Raw genomic sequence first — 25,463 nt, 5'->3', positions numbered from 1 at the left:
GGCCGCCGCGCTGGGCAAGGAGCGCCACAAGACGCTGCCTGGCAAGGCGCGGGCATTAGGATTTATAGAATATAAGTCAGAATAATTTGCACGGTAAAAGGTGGCGCTAGTCGTCTGAAAGGAGGCGTTGGCAGTAATACGCGCCCGGCTTGCGGTTAGCAGGCTACTTTTGCGCTCCCATTATTTCCTTTCCACTTATGCCTACCCCCGCCTACCTCACCCAACATCAGAATCGCTTTCTCGAAGAGCTAATGGACTGGCTCCGCATCCCGTCCGTGTCGGCCGACCCTAAGTTTCACGGCGACGTGCTTAAGGCGGCCGATTTTCTGAAAACCAAGCTTGAAGAAGCCGGCGCTCAAGGCGTGGAAATTTGCCCCACGGCCGGCAATCCTATCGTGTATGGTGAGTATTTTGCCGGCCCCGACCGGCCGACCGTGCTCGTGTATGGCCACTACGACGTGCAGCCCGCCGACCCTTACGAGCTGTGGACTTCGCCGCCTTTTGAGCCGGTAATTAAGGACGAGAAAATCTACGCCCGTGGGGCTTGCGACGACAAAGGCCAGGTGTATATGCACGTGAAGGCGTTGGAAATGATGCTGCGCGACGGTGGCACCGGCGCACCCTGCAACATCAAGTTTATGTTTGAGGGTGAGGAAGAAATTGGCTCTAACAACCTGGCTATCTTCGTGAAAGCTAACAAAGAGAAGTTGAAAGCCGACGTTATGCTCATCTCCGACACCGGCATTCTGGCCAACGACGTGCCCAGCATCGAGGTGGGTTTGCGCGGTCTCAGCTACCACGAGGTGGAAGTGACCGGCCCCAACCGCGACCTGCACTCGGGCCTCTACGGCGGGGCCGTGATGAACCCCATCAACGCGCTCTGCGACATGATTAGCAGCCTGCACGACGCGAACCGCCACATCACCATCCCCGGCTTCTACGACAACGTGGACGAACTGAGCGCCGCCGAGCGCGCCGAAATGGCCCAGGCCCCGTTTTCGGAGAAGGAGTTTAAGCAGAGCATCGGCCTGCCCGCCGCCGTGGGTGAAAAAGGATTTACTACTCCCGAGCGCACCAGCATCCGGCCCACGCTCGACGTGAACGGCATCTGGGGCGGCTACACCGGCGAGGGCGCTAAAACGGTGATTGCCAGCAAGGCCTACGCCAAAATCTCGATGCGCCTGGTGCCGCACCAGACCAGCGACGAAATTACGGCGCTGTTCCAGAAGCACTTCGCCAGCATCGCGCCCGCCGGCATCACCGTGAAGGTGACGCCCCACCACGGCGGCGAGCCCGTGGTGACGCCCACCGACTCGGCTGCCTACCGCGCTGCTGCTAAGGCGCTTACCACCACTTTTGGCAAGAAGCCAGTGCCCACGCGCGGCGGCGGCTCCATTCCCATCGTGGCCATGTTTAAGAGTGAGCTGGGCCTCGACTCGGTGCTGCTCGGCTTCGGGCTGGACTCCGACGCCATCCACTCGCCCAATGAGAGCTTCGGCGTCTTCAACTTCCTGAAAGGCATCGAAACCATTCCCGAATTCTACAAAGAATACGCGGCGGCGCGGTAACTCGCGTTCCCTACCCCCATCAAAAAGCCCGAACGTTCTGCAACGTTCGGGCTTTTTGATGGGGGTAGGGAACGGCTTACAAACTGCTGTTACGCCCTATCTTATTCGAGATAGTAACGGGGAGTAGCGCGAACGTTGTAGTTCGCGTCCCCGCGCCGTTCTACTGGCTTTAACGGCGCGGGGACGCGAACTACAACGTTCGCGCTACTCCCCGTTGCGTAATAGTAGTTAATTAGTTGAACGAATAAGTGGCGTAGAGCTGAAATGCGCTGTTGCGGGCGCGGGTCTGCACCGTCGAGTTGCTGCTCATGGAAGAAGTCGGGAAGTTACTGAAGGCCCCATTGTAGCGCAGGCCCGCGCCCAGGCCATGCTTTAGCTGGTAGCCCAGACCCGCTAAGTAGCCAAAATCAACATCTTTGTAAGCCTTACTGCTGCCACTCTGTAAGTTGTAGGATACGCTGCCAGCCTCGGATTGGGCGGCCAACAAAAAACCTACCTGCGGTCCGGCCTCAAAGAAAAAGCCGTCGGTATTGACGTGAAAGGCTAGCGGCACGTCGAGGTAGTGCATCCGAATGCCGGCGTCAGCTCCGTTAATCTTGACGCCTTTTTGCGAATAAATTAATTCGGGCTGAAAAGCGAATAGCCGGGCAAAGCCAATATTGGCAAAAATCCCCGCGTGGAAGCCAAAGCGGCTGTCGAAACGGTGGCCATTCGTGTCATAAGCATCAGGACCCACAAAATTGGTGAGCGAAGCGCCGGCTTTGAGACCTAGCGACACGTTGCCGCCGCGCCCGCGGTACTGCGCGTGGGCCACGGTGCTACCCCCGGCAAGCAGGGCGAAAAGCATAAAAGTAGTTTTTTTCATCAGAAACCTACGGGTGATGGATGGGGCAAAGCTACGGACATTGGCTTTGCAAGCGGGGGTAGGGAAATGAAGAAAGCCAGTTTCCCATCGGGAAACTGGCTTTCTGACAAACTTTGTTAAGCAAACAAGCGCTTAGCCTTTGCCGCCAAACAGGTAGTGTACCTGGAACTGGAACACGCCGTTATGGAAGTTATTGCTGCCTTGCAGCGGGGCACTGCCGGTGCCAAAGCCATCCTTATACACGTTCGAGAAGCTGCCGGTGTAGCGCAAGCCCAGGCCCAGGCCGCTAGTAATCTGGTAGCCAATGCCACCTACGTAGCCAACGCCCACCGGCACCAGGCGGTCACGGCTGTTGAACACCGTCACTTCTTTGGGGCTGCCAGCCTTCTCACCCTGCGGGCGGAAGAACTCACGGTCGCCCAGCGCGAAGCTGGCCTGCGGGCCGAGCTCGAAAAACAGACCTTTGCCAGCCTCGCCCGTGTTGACCTTAAATAGCACTGGCACATCGATATAGGAGAGCGTGGAGCGGTACTGATAGCCGTTGTACGGAGCCAGCGTGCTGCCGGCGGGGTAGTTCGCTTGGTCGATGAAGGCACCCTTTTGCGAGTACAGGCCTTCGACTTGCAGCGAAGTCATGTCCGACAGGCCGTAGTTGACGAGGAGGCCGGCCGCGAAGCCGGGCTTGAAGCCGGTGCTTGAGCCAGTGTCGCCACCACCGGTGTACGAACTGAGGTTGAAACCACCCTTGATACCATATTTTACCACGCCGCTCTGGGCGTTGGCAGCGCCGGCAAAACCGGCTAGAAGTGCGAGGGAAAGAAGTACTTTTTTCATGACTGAAAAATGGGTTAATAACCCCTGGCCGGGTAGTGATAGAATAATTAATGACATTTGACCAGGAATGCGCCTTATACTTGGTGTGGCTGGGACAGGGTTACATTCTGCGTAAATTTTGATTTTCCGCGGTAGCCGTTGGGCTGGCCTCAGGCAGGACGTAGCTTTGGAATAGGTTTGCCCGCTTCCTTTTATGCGTCATTGTCATTGGAATTCGCAGCGTATTCAACGCTACGTAGTTAGTGTTGCATTTCTGTTGAGTGCGTTGGGAGCCGCGCGCCACGGCCAAGCTGCTCAGATGAGGCCCGGCGACTCGCTGCGCGTTGCACCGCCGGCCCCATTTATTTTTGGAGCCTATGCGCAAGGTGCCATCATTATCAGCCATACGGCACCGGTGGCGCACCTTGTAGCATCGCACCCCACGGGCTTCGAGCTAAACGTGCAGCGCCAGACCACCGGGGCCGCGCCCTGGCACGGCTGGTACAACTATCCCAAGGTGGGCCTGGCCCTGGTGTATTACGACTACCACAACCCCATTCTGGGCCAGAGCTATGCCGCGTCGGTGTATTTCAGCAAGCCCATCAGCCGCACGGCGCGCCACGACCTGAGCTTCCGGCTGGGCACGGGCCTGGCGTATTTCCCCCAGCACTACGACCTCTCTAGCAACCGGAAGAACACGTTCGTGAGCTCGCCGCTGAACGCTGCCCTGCAAATGCGCCTGGAGTATGACGTGGCCATCGGCCAACACCTGGGCCTGCTCATGGGCCTGGCACTCAACCACTACTCCAACGGGGCCACGGCCAAGCCCAACTTCGGCATCAACCTGCCTACCCTGCTGCTGGGCCTCAACTACCACCAGCTGCGGCCGGTGCCCACGGCCACCGCCCTGGCCCCCGACCCGACTGATGTCGGGCATAATTTCTGGAATATCAGCACCAGCCTGGGATATAAGCAGCGCAGCGGCGGCGACCCACGACATTACCTCGTGAACTCGGTGACGCTGGCCGCCGGCCGGCGCGTGAACCGCAAAAGCAACCTGCTGGTGGGCGTGGAGGGCTTCGACGACCGCTCGCTGCTGGCCGCGCTGCGCGACACTGCCCGCAGCCAGGACCACCTGCCCGACGTGAAAAAAGCCGGCGCTTTCGTGGGGCACGAGCTATTGTTCGGGCGGCTGGCGCTGGTTACGCACCTGGGGTTCTACGTCTATAATCCCTACAAGTCGAACCCTTTTTTCTACGAACGTATTGGCCTCAAGTATCAGGTTACCAATCTGTTTTTTGCCGACATTGACCTGAAGGCGCACGTGGCCACAGCCGATGTCATCGAGTTTAAGGTGGGTGTTAGGCTGTAGCCGCCACGCTTGAGGGCGCTTATTGGCGGCTTTAACGAGCGTGGGCTACGCTTGGGACAAAAAGCGGGGGGTAGGGGCCGGGCGCGGCCGCACCTTTGGGATGCGAACCGGTGCTAACCTCCCGGCGGCTCGCGCGACCCATGCTCTCTACGTTTTTGCGCGCTATGCTCTACCTGCACATCGCGGCGGGCTTTACGGGTTTCTTCGTGGCGCCGGTGGCGCTAGCCGTGCGCAAGGGTGGCGTGGCGCACCGGCGCTGGGGACTGGTTTTTTTCTGGGCGATGGTGGTGGCGGGCACCACCTCGCTGCTGCTGGCCGGGCTGCAAGTGCTATTTATGCCATTGCCGACCGGGCGCGAGGTAGCGCTGGTGTTCCTGTTCATCACCGGTATATTCAGCCTGTACCTAGCGGCATTTGGCTACCGGGCGCTCTACCTCAAGCAGCTCAACCAAGGCCAGCGGCCTGCCTGGGTCGATTGGCTGATGGTGGGCGTCGGCCTGCCGGTGTTCAGTTTTTTTGGCTACTACGGCCTGCGGCACGACATCGTGCCAGCCATCGTATTTGGCCTGGCCGGCGTAGTGCGCACCGGTACTCAGCTTCGAAGCTACCTGCGCCCTACCCCACCCCGGCCGGGCCAGTGGCTGCGCAACCACATTTCGGGTTTTATAGGTGCCTACATCGCGGCCGTGTCGGCCTTTTCGGCCACCAGCCTGCACTTCATTCCCTGGCCCTGGAATTTCCTGTGGCCCTCGCTACTAGGCGTGCCGTATATGCTCTGGACGCAGCGTCGCTACGTGGGTGGCACCGGGGCCAAAAGCGAGCGCATAGCACTCAACGAGGCCGAAGCTGCCTAGCCCCGCGCCAGCACCCGGTTAATTCGCCCAACCAGCCCCGGCCCTTCGTAGATAAAGCCCGTGTAGAGCTGCACCAGCGTGGCACCGGCGGCCAGCTTTTCCAGCGCATCCTGGGCCGAGTGGATGCCGCCCGCCCCGATAATCGGCAGTTCGCCCCGGCTTTTTTGGTGCAGGTAGGCGATGACCTCGGTGGCCCGCGCCCGCAGGGGCCGGCCGCTGAGGCCGCCCGCGCCATAGGCCGCCACGGTGGGGGTAGGCGTGGTGAGCCCGGCGCGGCCGATGGTCGTGTTCGTGGCCACCAGGCCGCTGAGCCGCGTTTCGCGGGCTATTTCCAGGATGTCGTCGAGCTGCGCGTTGGTGAGGTCGGGCGCGATTTTGAGCAGCAGCGGGCGGGGGGTAGGGCGCGCCAAATTCACTGCCTGCACCTGTTGCAAGAGGCGGATGAGCGGCTTTTTATCCTGCAACTCGCGTAGGCCCGGTGTGTTGGGCGAGCTGACGTTCACCACGAAATAATCGACCACCTCGGCCAGCGCCTCGAAGGCCGCCACGTAGTCGTCGGCCGCCCGCTCGTTGGGCGTGTCCTTGTTCTTGCCGATGTTGCCGCCGATGATGAGCTGCTGGTTTTGCCGCCGCGCCAGCCGCGCCGCCACGGCCGCCGCCCCGTCGTTGTTGAAGCCCATGCGGTTAATCAGCGCCGCGTCCTGCGGCAAGCGAAATAATCGGGGGGTAGGGTTGCCGGGCTGCGGCCGGGGCGTCACCGTCCCAATTTCCACGAAGCCAAAGCCCAGCGTGGCCAGCTCATCGGTCAGCACCGCGTTCTTGTCAAAGCCCGCCGCCAGCCCCACCGGGTTCGGAAATTTCAGCCCGAAAACCTCCCGCACCAAGCTAGGGTGCCGGTAGTCGTAGAGGCCGCGCAACAGCGCGCCGGTACCCGGCAGCCGCGCCGCCCGCCTTAGATTATTGAATACGAAGTGGTGCGCCCGCTCAGCGTCGAGTTTGAAAAGCAGCGGTTTAACGACGGATTTATACACTGGCATCGGGGCCAAATTGCTGGTCGAGGTCAATGAATAGGTCCTCTAACGTCGGCAATAAGGCGGGCAGCATATTGATGGCAATATTCCAAACTTGTGCGTAATCAGTACGGAAGTACTCGTGGGCCAGTAGATTGCGAAAATTCTTAATCTGCACCCATTCGATTGAAGGCCACATTTTTTGAGTAGCCGTCGAGATGTGCGAACTAGCTTCTCCTAAAATCTCAAACTGCCGCTCCACCGCCGATTGAAACAGCAAATCAGACAGAAAATCCTGAAAAGTGCGTCCCTGCGTAAACGAGATGATAAGCTTGGCCGCAACCACCATGTGGCGGGCGCGGTCGGGGTCACGCGGCCTGTCTTTCTTGGCGTTCATAAAGCGTTTGGAGGTCTTTGCTGATATAGCGAAAAATATAATCTGAAACACTACTGCCCAGGTCAACTTTTAGCCCCAGCCTTACCTGTAAATCGTCGGCATAGCTAAAGTATTCCCAGCCAACCGGATGCTCTAATTCAATAAGCAAGTCCAAATCGGACTCGGCCGTGGCCTCGCCCCGCGCGTACGAGCCAAAAATCTGCACCCGCCGTACCGGCTTATCGGCAAAATAATCGGCCAGCACCTGGCGGATGTAATCGAGCGAGTGGGGGAGCTGAGGCATACCACAAAGTACGGCAAAATCACCCCGCCCAGCCTTCCCTATCCAAACTCCGGTACTGAATGGCCTCGGCCAGATGCTGAATCTGGATTTCGTCGGTGCCCGCCAGGTCGGCGATGGTGCGGGCCACTTTCAGGATGCGGTCGTAGGCGCGGGCGCTGAGGCCGAGGCGCTCCATCGCCGTTTTGAGCAAGGTGCGGCCGGCCTGGCTTATCTCGCAAATGTCCTTCACCATCTGCGAGGGCATCATGGCGTTGGAGTGCGTATCGGGGTGGTCGGCGAAGCGCTGGGTCTGGATTTCGCGGGCTTTCTCCACGCGCAGTTGAATGTCGTGGCTGGTTTCAGATTTGCGGGTTTCCGTCATTTGGTCGAAGGTGACGGGCGTCACCTCCACGTGCAGGTCGATGCGGTCGAGCAGCGGCCCCGACACTTTGTTCAGATACTTTTGCACCACCCCCGGCCCGCACACGCATTCTTTGTCAGGATGATTGTAATACCCACAGGGACAAGGATTCATGCTGGCGATGAGCATGAAATTGGCCGGAAAATCAATGCTCACTTTGGCCCGCGAAATCGTTACGCGGCGCTCTTCCAGCGGCTGGCGCATCACCTCCAGCACCGTGCGCTTGAACTCCGGCAGCTCGTCCAGAAACAGCACGCCGTTGTGCGAAAGCGAGATTTCGCCTGGCTGCGGGTTGCTACCCCCGCCCACCAGCGCCACGTCCGAAATCGTGTGGTGCGGGGCGCGGAAGGGCCGTTGGTTCAGCAAGCCCTGGCCCGTGCCCAGCTTGCCAGCCACCGAGTGAATCTTGGTGGTTTCGAGCGCCTCCTGCATATTGAGGGGGGGTAGGATGGTAGGCAAGCGCTTGGCCAGCATGGTTTTACCCGCGCCGGGCGGGCCAATCATAATCACGTTGTGGCCGCCGGCCGCCGCTATTTCCAGCGCCCGCTTGATGTTTTCCTGGCCCTGCACGTCGGCAAAGTCGGCGGCATACTGGTTGGCAGTGTGCTGGAAAATGTCGCGCGTGTCAATGCGCATGGGCTCAATGGTTTCCCTACCCTCAAAAAAATCGATGGCCTGCTGCATCGTCTCCACCGGAATCACGTCCAGGTTATTCACGATGGCCGCTTCCTGCGCGTTTTCCTTGGGCAAAATGATGCCCTTAAACCCCTCCTTGCGCGCCTGAATGGCAATCGGCAGCACGCCCTTGATGGGCCGCAGCGCACCATCGAGCGACAGCTCGCCCATAATAATATAGTCGCCCAGGTTGTCGGTAGTCAGCTGCTGCGAGGCATGCAAAATGCCCAGCGCGATGGGCAAATCGTAGGCCGCGCCCTCCTTGCGAATATCGGCCGGTGCCATATTCACGACCACCTTGGTGCGCGGCATCCGGTAGCCGCGCAGTTTCAGCGCCGACTCAATGCGCTGCTGGCTCTCTTTAATCGCACTATCGGCCAAGCCTACCACATAGAATAGCGTACCGGCCGTGACAACTACTTCAATAGTAATGGTATAGGCATTGACGCCCTGCACGGCCGAGCCGTAAGTTTTGGTTAGCATTAGGTCAGTATAATCTCTTCAGTATAAGAATTGTTCTTGCAAAGGAACATCAGACAGAACGAAAAAGAACGTCATGCTCATCTGGCGTCCGCTTGTCGAAGCATCTCTACCACGCCGTTAGAATTACTAACTTTAACGGCGTGGTAGAGATGCTTCGACAAGCGGACGCCAGACGAGCATGACGTTCTTTTTCGTTCTGTATCAAGCGGCTACCAGCTGCTCAATCAGCAATATCATAATATGAATGGCCTTGATATGCACCTCCTGAATGCGGTCGGCGAAGCCAAAGTGCGGCACCCGGATTTCGACGTCGCTGAGGGCGGCGAGCTGGCCGCCGTCTTTGCCGGTGAGGCTTACTACCTTCATCCCTAATTCTTTAGCAGCCTCGGCGGCGCGCAGGATGTTGGGCGAATTACCGCTGGTGCTGATGGCCAGCAGCACGTCGCCGGGCCGGCCCAGCGCCTCCACGAAGCGGCTGAACACAAACTCAAAGCCAAAATCATTGGCCACGCAGGTCATGTGCGAAGCTTCGGTGAGGGCGATGGCGGCCAGGGCGCGGCGGTTTTGGCGGTAGCGGCCGCTCAGTTCCTCGGCAAAATGCTGGGCGTCGCAGAGGCTGCCGCCGTTGCCGCAGGTCAGGGCCTTGCCGCCATTGTTGAGGCTGGTGGCGAAAAGCTGGGCCGCGTCGGCAATGCGCTGGAGGTTGGCTTCATCAGCCAGAAAGGAATCGAGCACGGCGCGAGCTTCGGTCAACTCGGCGCGGATGAGGTCGGGGAGGTGCAAGCGGGGTCGGCTAATAGATGGTGGGTGGGGGGGTAGGGAAGTTGGGCGGCGGCCCGGCCCGGCGGGCCTGGTCGGCGGTGGGGTAGGCCACGCCCGGCGACGTTGGCGCGGCCGGGGTGGGGTAGGCCGGCGCGCCCAGCGGCTTTTTGGCATCAAAAAGCTGGGCCTTCAACTCGTTGATTTTCTGCTCCTGCTTGCCCACGGTGCGGCGCAACAGGCCGCTGTCGATATTTTCAAAAATCAGCAGCAAGCCCACCACCGCCACGCTCATCCACATGAAACCCAGCAGCAGGTTCACTTCCATCGGCAGGCTATACACGCTGAAAATACCCACCGTGGACGAGCGCACGAACGGAAAAAACAGAATCAGCAGGGCCAGCAGCAAGTAGATGAGGGCCAGCACCGTAACGGCGCGTTTGATAAAAGACATGGCAAATAAAAGAGGGGTAGGGCTAAAAATAAGGTGAACCGTCGGGCTCGCTACTTCCGCTTACGTTCAGACCAGCGCCGCGTTGGTTTGCAGCTGGCTCAGGCGCTGGTAGAGGCCGCCGGGGCGCCGCGAAAGCTCGTCGTGGGTGCCGCGCTCCACAATGCGGCCGTGCTGAAGCACGATAATCTCATCGGCGTGGCGCACCGTGCTGAGGCGATGGGCAATAACGAGCGACGTGCGCGCGGCCATGAGGCGCGTGAGGGCTTCCTGCACCAGCTTTTCGCTCTCGGTGTCGAGCGCCGAGGTAGCTTCGTCCAGAATCAGAATCGGCGGGTTGCGCAACACGGCCCGCGCGATGCTCAGGCGCTGGCGCTGCCCGCCGCTCAGCCGTCCGCCCCGGTCGCCGATGCTGGTCTGGTAGCCCTCGGACGAGGCCATGATGAAGTCGTGCGCGTTGGCCGTTTTAGCGGCTTCAATCACTTGTTCCTCCGTGGCTTCGGTGTTGAATTTAATATTGTTATAAATCGTGTCATTAAATAGGATACTTTCCTGCGTTACGATGCCCATCTGCGCCCGCACTGAGTGAAGCGTGCAGTCGCGCACGTCATGGCCGTCGATGAGCACCTGGCCGGCGCTGGGGTCGTAGAAGCGGGGCAGCAGGTCGGCGAGCGTGCTTTTGCCGCCGCCGCTGGGGCCGACTAGCGCGATGGTCTGGCCCTTTTTCACGGTCAGGTTCAGGTCGTAGAGCACCGGCACGTCGCCGTAGTGAAAACTCACATTGCGTAGCTCCACCTGCTCCTGGAAGGGGGGTAGGGCCATCGCCCCCGGCCGGTCGCGCACGTTGGGCTCGGTGTCGATAACGGCCAGCACCCGCGCCCCGGCCACCAGCCCGCGCTGGATGCCGCCAAACGCCCCCGAGAGATTTTTGGCGGGCGTCAGGATTTGCGAAAACAGGAGGATGTACCCTATAAATGCCTCGGCCGACAACCCTGCCTGGCCGCTCAGCACCAGCGAGCCGCCGTAGTAAAGCAGCCCCGCCACCACCGTGACGCCCGCAAACTCAGAGAACGGCGAGGCCAGGTCGCGGGTGTTGTCGATGTCGCGGGTGGTGCGGGCGTAGAGGTCATTTTGAAAGTCGAACTTATCCAGCACGTAGCGGCGCGCATTAAACCCCTTAATGACCCGCATCCCGCCCAGCGTTTCCTCAATCACCGAAAGCATGGCCCCCAGCGTGGTCTGGCTGATGGTGGCGTGCCGCCGCAGCCGCTTCGACACGCTAGCGATGATGCCGCCCGAAATGGGCAGCAGCACCAGCGAAAACAGCGTGAGCCGCACCGACATGGAAAGCAGTATTAGGAAGATGCCGACAATGTTGAGGGGCTCTTTGAAGACTGCCGTGAGCGTGTTGACCACCGATATTTCGACTTCCTGCACGTCGTTGGTGAGGCGCGAGATGAGGTCGCCCTTGCGCTCGTTCGAAAAGTAGCCCAGCTCCAGCTCGGTGATGCGGCCGAAGAGCGTGCCGCGCACGTTGCGCACCACCCGCGCCCGCACGCCGGCCAGCAACCGGCCACCCAGGTAGCGAAATACGTTGCTAAAAAAGACGGATACGATAATGATAGCGCATACGTAGGCCAGGGCACCCTGCCGACCGTTCGTGGCCACTACCCGCGCAAGGTGGTAGTTAAAAAGGTCTTTGACGTAGCTAATGGAGAAGGCTTTTTGTAGAAAATGCCCTAGTTCGAGTAAGTAAGCCGAGGAAGCTGCAAAATGAGGCAGGGTAGGCGGGACCGCCGTCGCTACTATATTCTTCGTGTCGAATAACACGCTGAGTAGTGGGATGAGCAGCGTGAAATTGGCAATGCCAAAGAATATTCCCAGCGTAGTGTATAGGATATACCGCGGCAGGAAATTACCGTAGGGGCGGGCAAAGCTCAGCAGGCGCAGGTAAGTCTTCAAATCGCAGATTTAACGGATGGCGCGGATTTCGCAGATTCGAGCGTCAGCGGGCGGTGCTGGCGAAGGGGGGAGAGGCGAGCTTGCTCAACGGTGGAAGGTAGCCGTTACGTCAATTTGGCCTTGGATGTGCTCGTTGAATTCGGCGAGCTGCCCGGCGGGCACTCCTAGCTCATTGTGCTGCGCGTCGCCCACGTTTTGCACAGCGAACTGCGCCAGGTAGTCCGTGTCAACCGCGAAGCGCACCACGTGGCCCACGCCGTAGTAAGGTACGTTCCAGTCGCGGCTGATTTGCGCCGCGTAGTCCTCGTTCAGCACGGGATAGAAGACAGGCTGCTCGGGCAGCCGGGGCGGAAACGCCCGCCAGCCGCTGGCCGCAATCAGGTCTAGCTCCGCCTGATTAACCGGCCGATATAAAAAGGTAGTAGTACTCATCAGCCGAAAAGAAAAAAGAAAAACCCCTAGCCCGCGCCGTCCGAATCTGCGAAATCCGCGTCAATCCGCGATTAAAATTCGTTCAGGCGCTGGGCGATGTTCCAGCGCAGCGCCACCGACGGGTACACTTCCGTGCCGTTGCCAATCATCCCGCCGTTCGGGTAAGTCAACACTTGATTAATCGACTGATGGCGCACGATGAGCGTAGCATCGATAAAGAGGTTGAGGCGCGGCTGGTACGTGGCCGTGAGGTCGCCGTGGAAGAGGTGGCTGGTGTTGCCGCCGCCCACCCGGTAGCCGTAATCCTGGAGCTGGCCATTGGGCAGCAGCGGGCGGTTGTTGTAGGGCTGCAAGGGGTTGGAGCCGTAATTGCTATTGGGAACGGGCTGGCCAACCTGGCTATACGTATAGTCCAGGCCCTGCTTGGAGTAGAAAACCTTCGCCACCAGGTTGAGGCGGGGTAGGGGCTGGTAGCTGAGCACGCCGAGTATCTCCGCCAGGTTGGCGCCCATCGGGTGAGCCAGCGGCTGCTGGTAGTTTTCGTAGGCCGTGTACAGGGTCTCGTGCTGATAGGTGTAGGGACGAATATAATTGAATTCGACTTGCAAATCCAGGTTGCGGATGCCGCCCAAATCAATCAGCTTGCCGCCGAGCTGGATGGCCTGCTTGTTGCTCCACCAGCCGTTGCCGGCCCTGATTTCACTCAGCTTAAACTCGTCGAGCACCAGCTGGCCGTAGAGCTGAGCGCGGTGCTTGATGTTCCACTTAAAGTCGAGGCCCAGCAGCGCGTTGTCCGTCGAGCCCACCTGCTGCTCAATGGCGCGGTAGAAAATAACCGGGTTCAGGTACTGGAGTTCCAGCCCGCGCCCCGGCCCACCCGATACTTCCGACTCAAACATGCCGATGTTGAAATTATCGGTCACGTCGAGGCTGAGGTGGTGCAGGGCCAGGTATTTTTTGGGGTATAGCGAGTCGGCCCCGCTGATGCTGCGGCGGGCCGTAAGCTCGGCAAAAATATTCTGGTAATTGAATTTCCAGACCCGCGTGTTCAGCTTCAGAAAGAAATACGGCGCGCTATAATCGCTTAGAATCAGTGAGCGGTAGCCGTTGCCGATAAAATTGCGGTCGTGCGCAAGCTGCACGTTAATGTGCTTGGTCGCCGCGTAGGTGATGCCGCCCCGCGCCGTAAAAAAGTCGTAGGCGCTGCCCCCTACCGTCTTAAAATCCTTCCAATAGCCCTCGTGGGGCACGATGTTATCGCGCCGGATTTGCGCCTGCACCCAGCCCGGCACCGCCTCCTGGTTGTCAGCAAAAAAACCGTAGAAGCCCAGCCGCTGGTCAATAATGCCCTCGAAAGCGGCGCCGCGCGTGTTCACGTAGCGCAGCCCGCCAATGCTGTTGTCGCCGCGGTCCGCGCCGGCTTGCAACAGCAGCACGGGGTTCAGGCGAAAGGAAAAATCGGTGGTCTGCACGCTGTACAGGTCGGTCTGGTCGCGGTAGAAATACGTCAGAAACGGCTGCTTGCTCTGGTTGAGGCTGTCGCCCTGCGCGGCATACATCCAGTTATCCTTGAGCAGATATTGGGCATTAAATAAATCAGCCCGCGATAAGCCGGGCGTGGCCTTGTCCGGGTCAAACGAATCCGGCGCTTCCTCGCCCAGCATGCGCTCGCCCAGGTGCGCCGCCGCCGCGCGGGTGTAGGGCCGCACGCTGGTGTGCGGGTCGTGCAACGAATCGGGGCCGTACTTAATGGCGTAGCGGTCCAGCAGGCGGTAGGTATTCGGGTCGAGCGGCACGTATAAATTGCCCTGGTAGGGCGTGCGCGGCGTGCGCAAGGCCCGGCGGCCATACGCGCGCAGCGCTTTCGCGTCGCTGGGCTCGGGCTGCTGCGCTTTGGCATCTTCCGCCAGCGGCTTGTTGAAAATATACCAGTTGGCCGAATTGGGCTCGGGGGGGGGGGTAGGCGTAGTTTGCGCCGCGAGCGGGCCAGCCAGCCCAAGCAACAAGAAGGATAAGTAGTATTTCATCAACTAAAAATCACCATAAAGAAGGCAAGTCGCCCAAAATTACGTCGGCCGGTTTGGGTAATGGGGAATGGGTAGTAGGTAATGGATAATGGGTAGTAGGTAGTGGGGAATAAAGAACGTCATTCCGAGCTTGCCGAGGAATCTCGCTCGTAGTCGTTCGGGCTTTGTTCCACAATGCGAGCGAGATTCCTCGGCAAGCTCGGAATGACGTTCTTTAGTACCCACTACCCACTACCCATTAGAGAATGCTGCATCTGCTCCGCTTTCCTGACCTCGACCTCATCAACTGGGAAGCCTGCGTGGCTGCCAGCCCCGGCGCGCTGCCCTACGTGCAGGCGTGGTGGCTGCACGCCACGGCTGGCCGCTGGGCGGCCGTGGTCGAGCTGGGGCCGGCCGGCGAATACCGCTCGCTGCTGCCGCTGCCCACCAAGTGGCGGCCGGGGGGTAGGGTAGCGTACCAGCCGCTTTTCACCCAGCAGCTAGGCCTGGTGCTGACGCCCGCCAGCCAGCACCACGAGCTGGCCGACTACCTGCGGCTGGCCGCCACGTATTGCCGCCAGCTCTACCAGCAGCTGCCGCCCGGCGTGGCCCTGCCCGCCCTACCCCCCGGTTTCGAGGCCACCGAGCGCCTCACCTACCACCTCGATTTAGCGCCCGCCTACCCGGCGCTGCTGCAAGGCTACACGGCCGAGTATCGCCGCCGGCTGCGGAAAAACCAGCTGCTGCCCCAGCCGCTGGGCGCTGCCGAGGGCTCGGAGGCGGAGATGGAAGAGCTGATTCGCCTGTTTCAAACCTATCGTGGGCCCGCCGACACGGGGCTGCGGGCGCGCCACTACCACTTGTTGCGGCGGCTGGTGCGGGCCGCCCAGCTGCGCGGCGTGGCGGAGATACGGCAAGTGCGCCAGCCAGCCACTGGCGAGCTGCTCGCCGGTGCCCTGTTCGTGCGCCACGGCGGCGGGGTTATTTACCTGTTTGCGGCGGTTACGCCGGCCGGCCGCGCGGCCAAAGCGCCCATGCTGCTCCTCGATGATGCCATTCGCCGGCACGCGGGCCAGCCGGGCCAGGTGTTTGACTTTGAAGGAGGCACGTTGCCGGGGATTGGGCGTTTCTTCGCCAATTTCGGGGCGCGGCCCGTACTATACGCTGCCCTGACCCTCACTCCCCCCAACTGGTTTTCCTCATGGATGCGCCCCTGACTTCTGCTGCCCCTACCCCCCCCCCGCTGCCCGAACGCCTGCACGTGGTGTGCGCCGAGCCCAGCATCGCCAACCATTTTCTGGCCCAGCTCCGCGACGTGGACGTGCAGAAGGACAGCCTGCGCTTCCGCCGCAACCTGGAGCGCCTGGGCGAAATTATGGCCACCCGCATCAGCGCCCAGCTCAGCTACACGCCGCAGGCCGTGCGCACGCCGCTGGGCGAGGCCCCGAGCCAGCTGCTCCGCGATTTCCCGGTGCTGGCCACCGTGCTGCGCGCCGGCCTGCCGTTTCACCAAGGCTTCCTCAATTATTTTGACCAGAGCCCCAGCGCGTTTGCCGCCGCCTACCGCATTGAGGGCACGGCCCAGGTGCAGGTGCAGCTCGACTACCTCACCGCGCCCAGCCTCGATGAGCGCGTGCTCATCCTGGCCGACCCCATGCTGGCCACCGGCAAAAGCTTGGTGCAAACCTACCGCGCCATGTTGCGCTTCGGCACGCCGCGCCAGGTGCATATCGCGGCCGTTATCGCCTCGCCCGAGGGGGTAGCCTACGTCATGCGCGAAATTCCCGAGGCCACGCTCTGGCTGGCGGCCGTCGATGAAAAGCTCAACGAGCAGGCCTACATCATCCCCGGCCTGGGCGATGCCGGCGACTTGGCTTTTGGTAGTAAAATTTAGGATTGTAAGTAGGGAGTATTTCCTGGTGCTGTTGTACCTTCATTAAGTGCCTGTTTTTGCTGACCGAATTGGTAGGGTCTTCAAGCTAAAAAATGTAGCTCGGCCGACCGCTGCGAAATCCGGCACGAAAGCAGCATAGTACATTGATAACTAAAATTTCGAGGCCTAGCGCGTAAACTGATACAGGAAATTGTCTATTTTTGTTGCCATTCCTGTCTCATCAAGCAGGTTTGCCAGCTATTTTATTGTTATTCCTGTATTAGTGTTACATTTTGCCATGAAGCTTGCCACTGTATTTCTGCTCAGCACCGTAAAATTTTTGGGTGGCCCGCTAGCGGGCAGTAGCATGGGGCTGGGTTTCTGGCCCACGCTGTGCCTCACGGTGGCGGGTATGATGACGAGCGTCTTCATCATTTCGGGGGTGGGTAGGGCCTGGGTGCGGCACCGGCAGCAGCAGCGCCGCCTGCGCCGGGTGCCGGTTTTTTCCAAGCGTTCGCGCAATATCATCAAGGTCTTCAAGCGCTTTGGCATGGGCGGCATCGCGTTTCTGACACCCGTGCTGCTTTCGCCCATCGGCGGCACCGTGGTGGCCACCCTGCTGGGCGTGCCGCGCCAGCGCATTATGCTGCACATGTTCTGGAGCGCTGTGCTGTGGGGTAGTGTGCTCACGCTGGCCAGCGTTCGCATCGGGCACATACTGCACCATTAGCTACGCGTTGCATCGCTGAGATTCGTTGCAAAGCATCTATAAGAAATAGCTGCCAGTCAGGTCATTTCGTATAAGCGTTACTTCGCCTTTTTGCCAACAAAAAGGCGGGCTAAAGAGAGTTTACACTCACGCCTATTCTCATTCTATGTCCGCTGTTACTACTGTTCCCGTTGCGCTGGAGCTACCGGCCGAGCCAGCCCCCGTGCAGGCGGCTATATCGCGTCGGCTGGCCGTCGAATTTATTGGCACCTTCTGGCTGGTGCTGGGAGGTTGCGGCAGTGCCGTGCTGGCGGCCGGCTTCCCCAAAGTAGGAATCGGGCTCCTGGGCGTATCGCTGGCCTTCGGCCTCACGGTGCTCACGATGGCATTCGCGTTTGGCCACATTTCGGGCGGTCACTTCAACCCCGCCGTGAGCCTGGGCTTGTGGCTGGGTGGGCGCTTTGCGGGCCGCAACCTGCTGCCCTATTGGGTGGCGCAGGTGCTGGGCGGCCTGGCGGGGGCGGGTGTGCTCTACGTCATTGCCTCGGGCTCGCCAGCCTACAACATAGCTACCAACGGCTTGGCTGCCAATGGCTACGGTGCGGGCTCGCCGGGCGGTTACTCATTGCTCGCCTGCTTCGTCACCGAAACATTGCTGACGATGATTTTCCTCTACATTATTCTGGGCGCTACCGATGCGCGGGCGGCCAAGGGGTTCGGCCCCATTGCCATTGGCCTGGGCCTCACCCTTATTCACCTGCTCAGCATTCCGGTCACCAACACCTCCGTCAACCCGGCCCGCTCGCTAGGTCCAGCCCTGATTCTGGGCGGCCTGGCCTTGCAGCAAGTGTGGCTGTTTTGGGTGGCACCGCTGCTGGGGGGGGCCTTGGCGGGCATCTCGTACCAGTGGCTCACGGGCAGCGATGGCACTGAGGCAGTGGCGGCTTCGGCCCAGTATATCTCACGGGCTACCACTACCATCGGCGACGTAACGTCCAGTAACCCGGCTCCGCCGTTGTAAGGGGGGGGTAGAAAAGAAAGAGCGTCGCGCGAAGTTTCAACTTTGCGCGACGCTCTTTTTTGTGCCAGTGGGCAGCCCGTTAGCTACTGCGCCGCTTGGGACGCGCCCGGATAGCCTTCATGCCCGGTGCCGAAGCGCCTTTTTTGCCAGGGTTTTTCTTGTTGCCCTTCTGGCTTTTCTTGTGGTGCTTGCCTTCTTCGAAGGCTTTGCCGGTGCGCTTATCAATCGTCACGCCGGGCTTTATCCACTCCTTTTTTTCGTGGAAAGCCCCCTTGAAATCGGGGTCCTGGCGGCGGCGCTGCTCGTCGAGCGTGCGGTCCTGCACCTGCTTTTCGATGAAGGGCGTGTTGGTCAGCGAGACTTCCTCCGGGATGGTCAGCAGCGGAATTTCCTGATTGATAAGCTCTGCGATGCGCTCCATGTGCTGGCGCTCGGTGGGGTCGGCGAAGGTGATGGCCGCGCCCGCGTGCCGCGCCCGCCCGGTGCGCCCGATGCGGTGCACGTAGTCGTCAAAAATCAGCGGCACGTCGAAGTTCACCACGTGGCTCACCTGCGGCACGTCGATGCCGCGGGCCGCCACGTCGGTAGCCACCAAATAGCGCACACCGCCTTCCTTAAAGGCGTCCATGCTGTTCATGCGGGCATTCTGGCCCTTGTTGCCGTGTATCACGCGCACCTCGCCCACGGGCGCTTTGCGCTTGAGGAAGGCGGCCACCTGGTCGGCGTTTTCCTTGGTGCGGGTAAAAAGCAGCACCCGCGTCATCTCGGCCGCGTCGCGGTGCAGCAGGTATTCGAGCAGGTTAATTTTGGTGGCCAGGTTGGGCACCTCATACAGGCTCTGGGTGATGGTCTGGGCTGTTTGGGCCGGCGGCGTTACCTCCACGCGCACCGGAAATTCCAGAAATTCTTCGCTCAGCACCGCCACCCGCTCGGGCATCGTGGCCGAAAAAAGCACGTTCTGGCGCTTGCGCGGAATGATTTCCAAGATGGCCCGAATCTGGAGCATAAAGCCCATGTCCATCATCTTATCGGCCTCGTCGAGCACCAGCGTCTGAATATTTTTCAGCATGAGGTCGCCCTTCAGATAAATCTCCATCAGCCGGCCGGGGGTAGCGATGAGAATATCCAGCCCCGCCTTGATAGTCTCAATCTGCGTCTTCGGCCCCAAGCCGCCGTAGATGGCATAAATGCGCAAATCGGTGTAGGTGGCCAGCGCTTTAAGGTGTTTTTCGAGCTGAATGGCCAGCTCGCGGGTCGGGGCCAGCACCAGGGCGCGCGGGTGCTCGCCCTGCGCATACTTCACCTTCATGAGCAGGGGTAGGCCGAAAGCGGCCGTCTTGCCGGTGCCGGTTTGGGCAATGCCCAGCACGTCGTGCCCGGCCAGCAGCAGCGGAATGGTCTGCACCTGCACCGGCGTGGGCTCGGTGAAGCCCGCCTCGGCTACGGCGGTGAGTAATTGCTTGTTAAGCTTAAAGTCGGCGAAGGCAAATGGGGTGTCCATGTGGCAAAGGTCGGGATATTTTGCTGCGCATCCTGTTTCTTCTTTGGGGCGAGCGTAATAGAATCGTTTGTCCTTGCGAGCGAAGCGCGGCAATCGTATCCGAACGAAACTCACACCGGTCGTGCGTCTATCGTTCGGGTGCGATTGCCGCGCTTCGCTCGCAAGGACAAACGATTTTCTTTGCAAATTTCAGTACCCTGCGTATCTTTGCACTCCCAAAGCACACATGGTAGATATAGCTCAGCTGGTTAGAGCATCGGATTGTGATTCCGAAGGTCGTGGGTTCGAACCCCATTATTTACCCTCTTCAACGTCCCCGGATGCGAATCCGGGGACTTTTTTGTTAATTGAATAGTTGGGTATCCATCGCCTACTTCTCTACCCTCTCTAATTTCCCGCAATGAGCCTTCTCATAATCGGCTCCGTGGCCTTCGACGCCCTGGAAACTCCTTTTGGCAAAACCGACAAAATCATCGGTGGCGCAGCTACTTATATCAGCCTGTCGGCTTCGTACTCGACCAAGCCCGTGAACCTGGTGGCCGTGGTGGGGGGCGACTTCCCGCCGTCCGACATTCAGATTCTGGAAACCCACGGTGTTGATACCGAAGGTTTGCAAATCAAGCCCGACGAAAAGTCGTTTTTTTGGTCGGGCAAGTACAGCCAGGACCTCAACTCGCGCGAAACCATCACGACTGAGCTGAACGTGCTCGGCTCGTTCGACCCGCTCATCCCCGATGCGTATCAGGACTGCAAGTACCTGATGCTGGGCAACCTGGCGCCCCAGGTGCAGCGCCTTGTCATTGAGCGCCTCGTGAACCGCCCCAAGCTCATCGTGCTCGACACGATGAATTTCTGGATGGATTCGGCCCCCGACGACCTGCTGGCCACCATCGAGATGATTGACGTGCTCAGCATCAACGACGAGGAAGCCCGGCAACTGTCCGGTGAGCACTCGCTGGTGAAGGCCGCCCGCAAAATCCTGGCTCTGGGGCCAAAGTTTTTGGTCATCAAGAAGGGCGAAAACGGCGCGCTGCTCTTTCACAGGAATAAAATATTCTTCGCCCCGGCCCTACCCCTCGAAGAAGTCTTCGACCCGACCGGCGCGGGCGACACCTTTGCCGGCGGCTTCATCGGCCACATCGCGGCCACCGACGACTGCTCGTTCGAAAACCTCAAGCGCGCCGTCATCCACGGCTCGGCAATGGCCTCGTTTTGCGTCGAAAAATTCGGCACCGAGCGGTTATTAAACTTGACGCAGGAAGAAATCGAAGCCCGCGAAGCGCAGTTTGAAGAGTTGGTGCGCGTGCAGCCAATGGGCGTCACGGCGTAGTTTCAACAGGCGTCATTGCGAGCAGAGCGAAGCAATCGCACCCGAACGATACCTACGCCGGTCGTTCAGGTGCGATTGCTTCGCTCTGCTCGCAATGACAGAAAAGAAACCCTAATCATGCCTTCCTGGCTACGCAAAAACCTGGGCGAAATCGTCTTCCTCGCCGCCTTCGCGGTGGTGATGACGACTGACCTGCGCCTGCCCGTACTCAGCACGTTGCAGCGCGGCCTGTTGGCAACCGGCTTGTGGCGCGCTGCGCCGCCCACGGCCCCAGACGGGGGTAGGGCGGCGCTGCCCGTGCAATTTGCCAGTGCGCGCGCCGACTATCCCTACCCCCTGCCGCTGTACACGCTCGCTGGCCACCCGGCCAACCTGCGCCAGTTTCGGGGCAAGGTGGTGCTCGTGAACCTGTGGGCCAGCTGGTGCCCGCCCTGCCTGGCCGAAATGCCCGGCCTGCAAGCCCTCTACCAAAAAACGGACACCGCCAAAGTCGCCTTCGTGCTCATCTCGCTCGATGAGAATCCAAATAAAGCGCGGGCCTTATTGAAGCGCAAGGGTTACACACTGCCGGTGTTTTTTCCGGCCGCGCCGCTGCCCGCGCCCTTCGATTCGCCCTCCATTCCGTCCACGGTAATCCTCACGCCCGCCGGGCGGCTGGCCGACCGCCACGATGGCATGGCCGACTACGACACGCCCGCGTTTCGGGCGGCGCTGGAGAAGCTGGCCGAGTAAGCCGGCTTCGGCAAGAAAACGGGGGGTAGGGGCAACCCTGCGGCTCGTTGGCGGGTACACTAAGGACACGCTCACTAATCCTTTTCCCGCCATGTCATTAGCTCATAAAAACTCCGACCCAAAGGACAAAAAGACGTCCGTTGACCCGTTCGAGAATACCAAGAAAAAAAGCACCCAGGTGCAAAACCCGAACGATAATCAGGTATCAGGTCACGGCAACACTACCGATGGCAACGACGCCGGCAGCGGGGTCAACAAAATTCGCAGCAACCCGCAGGGCAACAAGCCAATGTCAGTCAACAAAGGCAAAGTGGGCAAAGGCGGCGACGCCAAGCATTAAGGGCCACACCTTTCAAAGAAACGCCCCGCTTCATCGACAGACCGATGAAGCGGGGCGTTTTTAGTTGGGAAGCAGCAGCCGTACGTAAGTGGTATCCACTTTAGGCTCGAAGCGCAACTGCTCAATAGCTATCGTGTGGTTGTCAAGCCACCGCACTTGCTGCGGCTGCCAGTTATTCAGTGTTTTAGTCCATGAAGAATTCACTTCATGGTCAGAAATGGTGAGCAACTCAAGTCCATTAAGTAAACTTTCGATATCTAAGCCGGGGGTAGCAATAAGCAGAAATTGCCGATTAGGCGAGATTTCTGGGTCCCAGGAGAGTAAGGTAGCGCGGCCCGAATATTTGTTGATGAGAAAGGGTTGATAACGTTCATATTGCAAGCTATCGACTGGCCGGGTACACTACCCAAAAACTCACAGCGAGTGTCCATATCCTCATTTTCATCCCCCCGCATTTGATGAGTATCGTCGGAAAAGCGTAGCGCTGGCCCGTTAAAAGGCCGTATTATCAGCGTATGGTCAACGCGATATACCCGACCGTTACCTTTTTGCCGGATGAGGTGAGTCTCAGAAAACGAAGGCTGGCTGCGCGCTACTTTGGCAAAGTCACTTTTGCTACCTGGTTCCAACCGAAGCACGATACCCTGACTGACGTGCAGCGTATCATTTAGCCCATTGGTAGCGCGGTCGCCGGAGGTAAAAGCTACGGTAGGCTCAGCTGCAACGATTGGCTGTTTTTCAGTATGATGAGGCTTGGCCTGAAAGCTCGATTTTTGAGAATCAGGCTTGGCGTGTTCGCACGCAATTAGCAACAGCAGCAGCCAATAAGAGTGCTTCATAGTGGAAAAGTATAAACTTAAAGGCTGGGAAGCAAGCTGCTTAAAATGCCCAGCCCATCCACTTCTGAAACCCCGCCCGCTGCGCCTCGTCGGCCTCCGCCAGCTTCTCCACCGCGTAGCGCGGGCCAAACCCTACCCCTCGCTGCGCAGCCAGCTCCACTACCAGTAGTCGATTCTGCCGAAACACGGCTACCTCGTAGTGCGGCGCGTCGATGCTGAGCAGGCTTTGCAGATTCATATCGACGCGGCGGCCGTTGATGGCCACGATTTCATCATCGACGGTGAGCGCGGCGGCGGCCGGCGAGCCGGGCCATATGTAAGTTACCTCCGTGCGCTCGTTTTTCACCACCGTGCGAAAGCCGAAAATACCCTCCGAAGCCGAAGCGTTTTCAGTTGCCACCAACTGGCAACCGACAGTGTGCAGCGCCTTGTCAAGCGGCTCCTGCAAGGGCGCGGTACCGTTGATAAATTTATCAAAATACACCTGCATTTTGCGGCCGGCTACTTCGCTCACAATGCGGGCATAGTCCTCATCAGTGTAACCGATGCCGGTTTTGCCAAAGTCGTCGTAGAGGCGGCGCATCACGTCGTCGAGGCTGCGGTCGTGGCCGTGCAGCTGCCGGATGGTGAGGTCGAGCAGCAGCGCGGCCAGCGCGCCCTTGTGATAGACGCTCACCTTGCGGTCGGGCACGCCGGGCCGGTAGCCGTCGAGCCAGAGGTCCATGCTGGCATCAGCCAGGCTCAGGTTCTGGCCGCCTACGTCGTCGTAGTGCTTGCGCAGCACGCCGTTCAGTTCCTCAAAATACTGGGCCGGCGTGCGCACGCGGCTGCGCGCCAGCAAATATTCGCCGTAGTAGGTCGTGATGCCCTCGGCGATGTAGCAGGTGCGAAAATAATTTTCGCGGGCGTAGTCGTAGGGCTGCATTTCGGCCGGGCGAATGGCCTTGATGTTCCAGGTATGAAATAGCTCGTGGCAGCTCACGCCCAGCAGCTCTTTGTACAGCGCCTCGTGCATCAGCGCCTCGGCCGGACCCAGCACAATCACCGTCGAATTGTGGTGCTCCACGCCGTGGTAGTGCTTGTAGGGCAAAAATTGGTTAAGAAAGTGATAGTCAGCCACTGGAAAGCTGCCGAACAGCTGAATCTGTTCCTCCGAAAACGCCTTGAAATCGGCCAATAGCCTTGGCCAGTTTGGCAAAGCTTCCTCGCCCTGCGCCCACACGTGAAAGGGCACGCCGCCCGCCTCGTATTGCTGGTGCTGAATGCTGGGGCTGGCAATGAGCGGCGAGTCGGCCAGCTGGTCAAAATTGCTGGCTTGCAGCGTGTTGGGCAGCGTCTGGGGCAGGCCGCAGGCCAGGCGCCAGTCGGCGGGCAGGTCCAGGGTGAGCTGGCAGGGCGCATCCTGCTGGCCTTCGGCATACATCAGGGCCTGCACGGGGTTGAGGTAGAGCTGCGTGGCATCTAGCCACGAGCCGCCGGCATCCATCTGGTGGGCGTAGAAATTGTAGCGCACGCGCACGCTGCGGCCCGCCGCGCCGGGCACCTCCCAGCGGTCCTTGGTCACTTTGCGGTAGGGTAGGGGCACGTCCGTCTCGGCATCGCTGATTTCGACGCGCTGGATTTTTTGCGCGAAATTTTGCAGTTCATAACGACCTGGCCGCCAGGCAGGCAGCTGTAAGGCCAGCGGGCCGTCAGCCTCGGCCGGCACTTCCACCATAAGCTGAATCTGAAGGTAAAACGTGAGCGGATTTTCGAAGGAAACGTGGTAGTAGGTCATGGACGAAATTGAAGGCGACTGGCAAAGTAAAATGGCGCGGCGCGCCGTTTGGGCGCAGGTTGCGGCAAGGCAGGGGGGGTAGGGCAGCCTGCCCCCTGTTTTACGGCTTGCTGGCAACGGAGTGCCACTCCGTTTTACATTATCGTTCAGCCCTTGCTATTCTAAAACGAAATTCGTACCTTTGCCGGCCCAACTCGCAATTTGACCGGACATGAAACGTACCTATCAACCCTCGCAGCGCAAGCGCCGCAACAAGCACGGTTTCCGCAACCGTATGGAAACCGCTAACGGCCGTAACGTGCTGGCCCGTCGCCGCGCCAAAGGCCGCAAGCGCCTCACCGTATCGGACGAAGGTCGTCACAAGCGCTAGGCTGTCAAGCTGTTAGTAGCTAGCTGATAGCGTTTGGCTGGCAGGTAGCCGCATTGTTGGAGTAGGTAATTTTCTGGCTTGGCCAGGAATAACCTCCGCCACAATGCGGCTTCGCTATTTCTATTATCGTGACCGAGCTCTCCGCCGCCAGCGCGCCGCCGCCCACTGGCCGAACGTACACTTTCCCCAAAGCGGAGCACCTGTGCAGCAAAAAGCGCATCGAGCAGCTTTTTAATCGCCAGAACCCGTCGCTAGGGGTTTATCCGCTGCGCCTTACCTGGCTGCCGGCATCGGCGCGCACCACTACCCCCCCCGAAGTACTCATCACAGTGCCCAAGCGCACGTTTAAGCGGGCCGTGGACCGCAACCGCCTCAAGCGCCTGATGCGCGAGGCTTACCGCCTGAATAAATACCGCTTGCTGGAAGCCGAAAACGGCCATCCGGTGGCGCTGTTAGGTATTTTGTACACGGGCAAAGAAAAAAGTGAGCTGGGGCTGATAGAAAAAAAATTAATTTCCGGGCTGAATCGTTTGCTGGCCGAAGCCACGGTGCAACCTGCACCATAGGTAGGCAACTCTTCACTAAGAAACGAAGAATGAATTGGGAGAAAATGAGAATCGCTATTTAGGTAGCGTTTCCTC

General features: G+C 59.7%; 24 protein-coding genes, 1 tRNA gene and 1 pseudogene. 13 read left to right on the top strand and 13 right to left on the bottom strand.

Features of this window, described 5'->3' with window-relative positions; genetic code table 11:
• The first annotated feature begins 197 nt into the window (after positions 1-197).
• Positions 198-1,568 carry a peptidase dimerization domain protein gene (locus A0257_08805; GenBank protein ID AMR27188.1) on the top strand — a complete coding sequence of 457 codons (1,371 nt, stop codon included), beginning with the start codon at positions 198-200 and terminating at the stop codon, positions 1,566-1,568.
• Positions 1,569-1,800: 232 nt separating this feature from the next.
• On the opposite strand, the gene A0257_08800 is transcribed toward A0257_08805, so the two are convergent.
• Both A0257_08800 and A0257_08795 read right to left on the bottom strand, forming a co-directional pair.
• Positions 1,801-2,433 carry a hypothetical protein gene (locus tag A0257_08800; protein ID AMR27187.1) on the bottom strand — a complete coding sequence of 211 codons (633 nt, stop codon included), beginning with the start codon at positions 2,431-2,433 and terminating at the stop codon, positions 1,801-1,803.
• A gap of 132 nt (positions 2,434-2,565) precedes the next feature.
• A complete protein-coding gene (locus A0257_08795) occupies positions 2,566-3,267 on the bottom strand; it encodes a hypothetical protein (GenBank protein AMR27186.1) in 702 nt (233 codons plus the stop codon).
• A 265-nt stretch (positions 3,268-3,532) separates the two neighbouring features.
• Between A0257_08795 and A0257_08790 the strand changes: the two genes are divergently transcribed.
• Together A0257_08790 and A0257_08785 are read left to right on the top strand one after the other, a co-directional pair.
• The gene (locus tag A0257_08790; protein ID AMR27185.1) at positions 3,533-4,618 is read left to right on the top strand and encodes a hypothetical protein; all 1,086 of its coding nucleotides are present in this window, start codon (positions 3,533-3,535) and stop codon (positions 4,616-4,618) included.
• Between the two features lie 164 nt (positions 4,619-4,782).
• Positions 4,783-5,472: a hypothetical protein gene (locus tag A0257_08785; GenBank protein ID AMR27184.1), complete on the top strand. Its 690-nt coding sequence runs from the start codon at positions 4,783-4,785 to the stop codon at positions 5,470-5,472.
• Here A0257_08785 and A0257_08780 read toward each other — a convergent pair.
• From A0257_08780 to A0257_08740, 9 genes are all read right to left on the bottom strand, one after another.
• The gene (locus tag A0257_08780; protein AMR29688.1) at positions 5,469-6,503 is read right to left on the bottom strand and encodes a dihydroorotate dehydrogenase; all 1,035 of its coding nucleotides are present in this window, start codon (positions 6,501-6,503) and stop codon (positions 5,469-5,471) included. The genes A0257_08785 and A0257_08780 overlap by 4 nt on opposite strands.
• Positions 6,496-6,879: a hypothetical protein gene (locus A0257_08775; GenBank protein ID AMR27183.1), complete on the bottom strand. Its 384-nt coding sequence runs from the start codon at positions 6,877-6,879 to the stop codon at positions 6,496-6,498. The genes A0257_08780 and A0257_08775 overlap by 8 nt, the downstream gene beginning before the upstream one ends.
• Positions 6,851-7,162: a hypothetical protein gene (locus tag A0257_08770; protein ID AMR27182.1), complete on the bottom strand. Its 312-nt coding sequence runs from the start codon at positions 7,160-7,162 to the stop codon at positions 6,851-6,853. Before A0257_08770 ends, A0257_08775 begins: the two co-directional genes overlap by 29 nt.
• Before the next feature lie 19 nt (positions 7,163-7,181).
• Complete coding sequence (locus tag A0257_08765; protein AMR27181.1) at positions 7,182-8,720, bottom strand: magnesium chelatase; 1,539 nt, start codon at positions 8,718-8,720, stop codon at positions 7,182-7,184.
• Between the two features lie 201 nt (positions 8,721-8,921).
• Entirely contained in the window at positions 8,922-9,503 is a 582-nt protein-coding gene (gmhA, locus tag A0257_08760; GenBank protein AMR27180.1) for a phosphoheptose isomerase, read from the bottom strand.
• Between the two features lie 10 nt (positions 9,504-9,513).
• Positions 9,514-9,933, bottom strand: coding sequence for a hypothetical protein (locus A0257_08755; GenBank protein ID AMR27179.1), 420 nt, complete (start codon positions 9,931-9,933; stop codon positions 9,514-9,516).
• Positions 9,934-9,999: 66 nt separating this feature from the next.
• Complete coding sequence (locus tag A0257_08750; GenBank protein ID AMR27178.1) at positions 10,000-11,892, bottom strand: antibiotic ABC transporter ATP-binding protein; 1,893 nt, start codon at positions 11,890-11,892, stop codon at positions 10,000-10,002.
• 84 nt (positions 11,893-11,976) lie between these two features.
• Positions 11,977-12,324: a hypothetical protein gene (locus tag A0257_08745; protein AMR27177.1), complete on the bottom strand. Its 348-nt coding sequence runs from the start codon at positions 12,322-12,324 to the stop codon at positions 11,977-11,979.
• A gap of 71 nt (positions 12,325-12,395) precedes the next feature.
• Positions 12,396-14,183, bottom strand: a complete 1,788-nt coding sequence (locus A0257_08740; GenBank protein ID AMR29687.1) for a hypothetical protein — start codon at positions 14,181-14,183, stop codon at positions 12,396-12,398.
• Positions 14,184-14,596: 413 nt separating this feature from the next.
• Between A0257_08740 and A0257_08735 the strand changes: the two genes are divergently transcribed.
• The 4 genes and pseudogenes from A0257_08735 to A0257_08720 all read left to right on the top strand — a co-directional run bounded on the left by A0257_08735 (position 14,597) and on the right by A0257_08720 (position 17,822).
• Positions 14,597-15,547: a hypothetical protein gene (locus A0257_08735; GenBank protein ID AMR27176.1), complete on the top strand. Its 951-nt coding sequence runs from the start codon at positions 14,597-14,599 to the stop codon at positions 15,545-15,547.
• Between the two features lie 38 nt (positions 15,548-15,585).
• A complete protein-coding gene (locus A0257_08730; GenBank protein ID AMR29686.1) occupies positions 15,586-16,224 on the top strand; it encodes a uracil phosphoribosyltransferase in 639 nt (212 codons plus the stop codon).
• Between the two features lie 277 nt (positions 16,225-16,501).
• A complete protein-coding gene (locus tag A0257_08725) occupies positions 16,502-16,933 on the top strand; it encodes a hypothetical protein (GenBank protein AMR27175.1) in 432 nt (143 codons plus the stop codon).
• Between the two features lie 214 nt (positions 16,934-17,147).
• Positions 17,148-17,822: pseudogene (locus A0257_08720) on the top strand (aquaporin).
• A gap of 190 nt (positions 17,823-18,012) precedes the next feature.
• On the opposite strand, the gene A0257_08715 reads toward A0257_08720, so the two are convergent.
• Positions 18,013-19,434 carry a DEAD/DEAH box helicase gene (locus A0257_08715; protein AMR27174.1) on the bottom strand — a complete coding sequence of 474 codons (1,422 nt, stop codon included), beginning with the start codon at positions 19,432-19,434 and terminating at the stop codon, positions 18,013-18,015.
• 229 nt (positions 19,435-19,663) lie between these two features.
• Between A0257_08715 and A0257_08710 the strand changes: the two genes are divergently transcribed.
• From A0257_08710 to A0257_08695, 4 genes are all read left to right on the top strand, one after another.
• Positions 19,664-19,737, top strand: a tRNA-His gene (locus A0257_08710).
• Positions 19,738-19,834: 97 nt separating this feature from the next.
• A complete protein-coding gene (locus A0257_08705; GenBank protein ID AMR27173.1) occupies positions 19,835-20,764 on the top strand; it encodes a sugar kinase in 930 nt (309 codons plus the stop codon).
• Positions 20,765-20,944: 180 nt separating this feature from the next.
• A complete protein-coding gene (locus A0257_08700; GenBank protein ID AMR29685.1) occupies positions 20,945-21,496 on the top strand; it encodes a hypothetical protein in 552 nt (183 codons plus the stop codon).
• Between the two features lie 91 nt (positions 21,497-21,587).
• Positions 21,588-21,836, top strand: a complete 249-nt coding sequence (locus A0257_08695; GenBank protein ID AMR27172.1) for a hypothetical protein — start codon at positions 21,588-21,590, stop codon at positions 21,834-21,836.
• A gap of 879 nt (positions 21,837-22,715) precedes the next feature.
• On the opposite strand, the gene A0257_08690 is transcribed toward A0257_08695, so the two are convergent.
• Positions 22,716-24,452: a peptidase M61 gene (locus tag A0257_08690; protein AMR27171.1), complete on the bottom strand. Its 1,737-nt coding sequence runs from the start codon at positions 24,450-24,452 to the stop codon at positions 22,716-22,718.
• Between the two features lie 211 nt (positions 24,453-24,663).
• On the opposite strand from A0257_08690, the gene A0257_08685 reads away from it, so the two are divergent.
• Entirely contained in the window at positions 24,664-24,822 is a 159-nt protein-coding gene (locus tag A0257_08685) for a 50S ribosomal protein L34 (protein ID AMR27170.1), read from the top strand.
• Positions 24,823-25,022: 200 nt separating this feature from the next.
• Complete coding sequence (locus A0257_08680) at positions 25,023-25,388, top strand: hypothetical protein (protein ID AMR29684.1); 366 nt, start codon at positions 25,023-25,025, stop codon at positions 25,386-25,388.
• The last annotated feature ends 75 nt before the right edge of the window (positions 25,389-25,463 follow it).

This window comes from Hymenobacter psoromatis (assembly GCA_001596155.1).
Classification (GTDB): Bacteria; Bacteroidota; Bacteroidia; order Cytophagales; family Hymenobacteraceae; genus Hymenobacter.
The sequence above is the reverse complement of the archived record's forward strand: the minus strand, read 5'-3'. Positions and strand labels throughout refer to the sequence as shown.

Coding starts and splice junctions, on each gene's coding strand:
- A0257_08805 (AMR27188.1), top strand. CDS start 198: ATGCCTACCCCCGCCTACCTCACCCAACATCAGAATCGCTTTCTCGAA.
- A0257_08800 (AMR27187.1), bottom strand. CDS start 2,433: ATGAAAAAAACTACTTTTATGCTTTTCGCCCTGCTTGCCGGGGGTAGC.
- A0257_08795 (AMR27186.1), bottom strand. CDS start 3,267: ATGAAAAAAGTACTTCTTTCCCTCGCACTTCTAGCCGGTTTTGCCGGC.
- A0257_08785 (AMR27184.1), top strand. CDS start 4,783: ATGCTCTACCTGCACATCGCGGCGGGCTTTACGGGTTTCTTCGTGGCG.
- A0257_08775 (AMR27183.1), bottom strand. CDS start 6,879: ATGAACGCCAAGAAAGACAGGCCGCGTGACCCCGACCGCGCCCGCCAC.
- A0257_08770 (AMR27182.1), bottom strand. CDS start 7,162: ATGCCTCAGCTCCCCCACTCGCTCGATTACATCCGCCAGGTGCTGGCC.
- A0257_08765 (AMR27181.1), bottom strand. CDS start 8,720: ATGCTAACCAAAACTTACGGCTCGGCCGTGCAGGGCGTCAATGCCTAT.
- A0257_08755 (AMR27179.1), bottom strand. CDS start 9,933: ATGTCTTTTATCAAACGCGCCGTTACGGTGCTGGCCCTCATCTACTTG.
- A0257_08745 (AMR27177.1), bottom strand. CDS start 12,324: ATGAGTACTACTACCTTTTTATATCGGCCGGTTAATCAGGCGGAGCTA.
- A0257_08735 (AMR27176.1), top strand. CDS start 14,597: ATGCTGCATCTGCTCCGCTTTCCTGACCTCGACCTCATCAACTGGGAA.
- A0257_08725 (AMR27175.1), top strand. CDS start 16,502: ATGAAGCTTGCCACTGTATTTCTGCTCAGCACCGTAAAATTTTTGGGT.
- A0257_08715 (AMR27174.1), bottom strand. CDS start 19,434: ATGGACACCCCATTTGCCTTCGCCGACTTTAAGCTTAACAAGCAATTA.
- A0257_08705 (AMR27173.1), top strand. CDS start 19,835: ATGAGCCTTCTCATAATCGGCTCCGTGGCCTTCGACGCCCTGGAAACT.
- A0257_08700 (AMR29685.1), top strand. CDS start 20,945: ATGACGACTGACCTGCGCCTGCCCGTACTCAGCACGTTGCAGCGCGGC.
- A0257_08695 (AMR27172.1), top strand. CDS start 21,588: ATGTCATTAGCTCATAAAAACTCCGACCCAAAGGACAAAAAGACGTCC.
- A0257_08690 (AMR27171.1), bottom strand. CDS start 24,452: ATGACCTACTACCACGTTTCCTTCGAAAATCCGCTCACGTTTTACCTT.
- A0257_08685 (AMR27170.1), top strand. CDS start 24,664: ATGAAACGTACCTATCAACCCTCGCAGCGCAAGCGCCGCAACAAGCAC.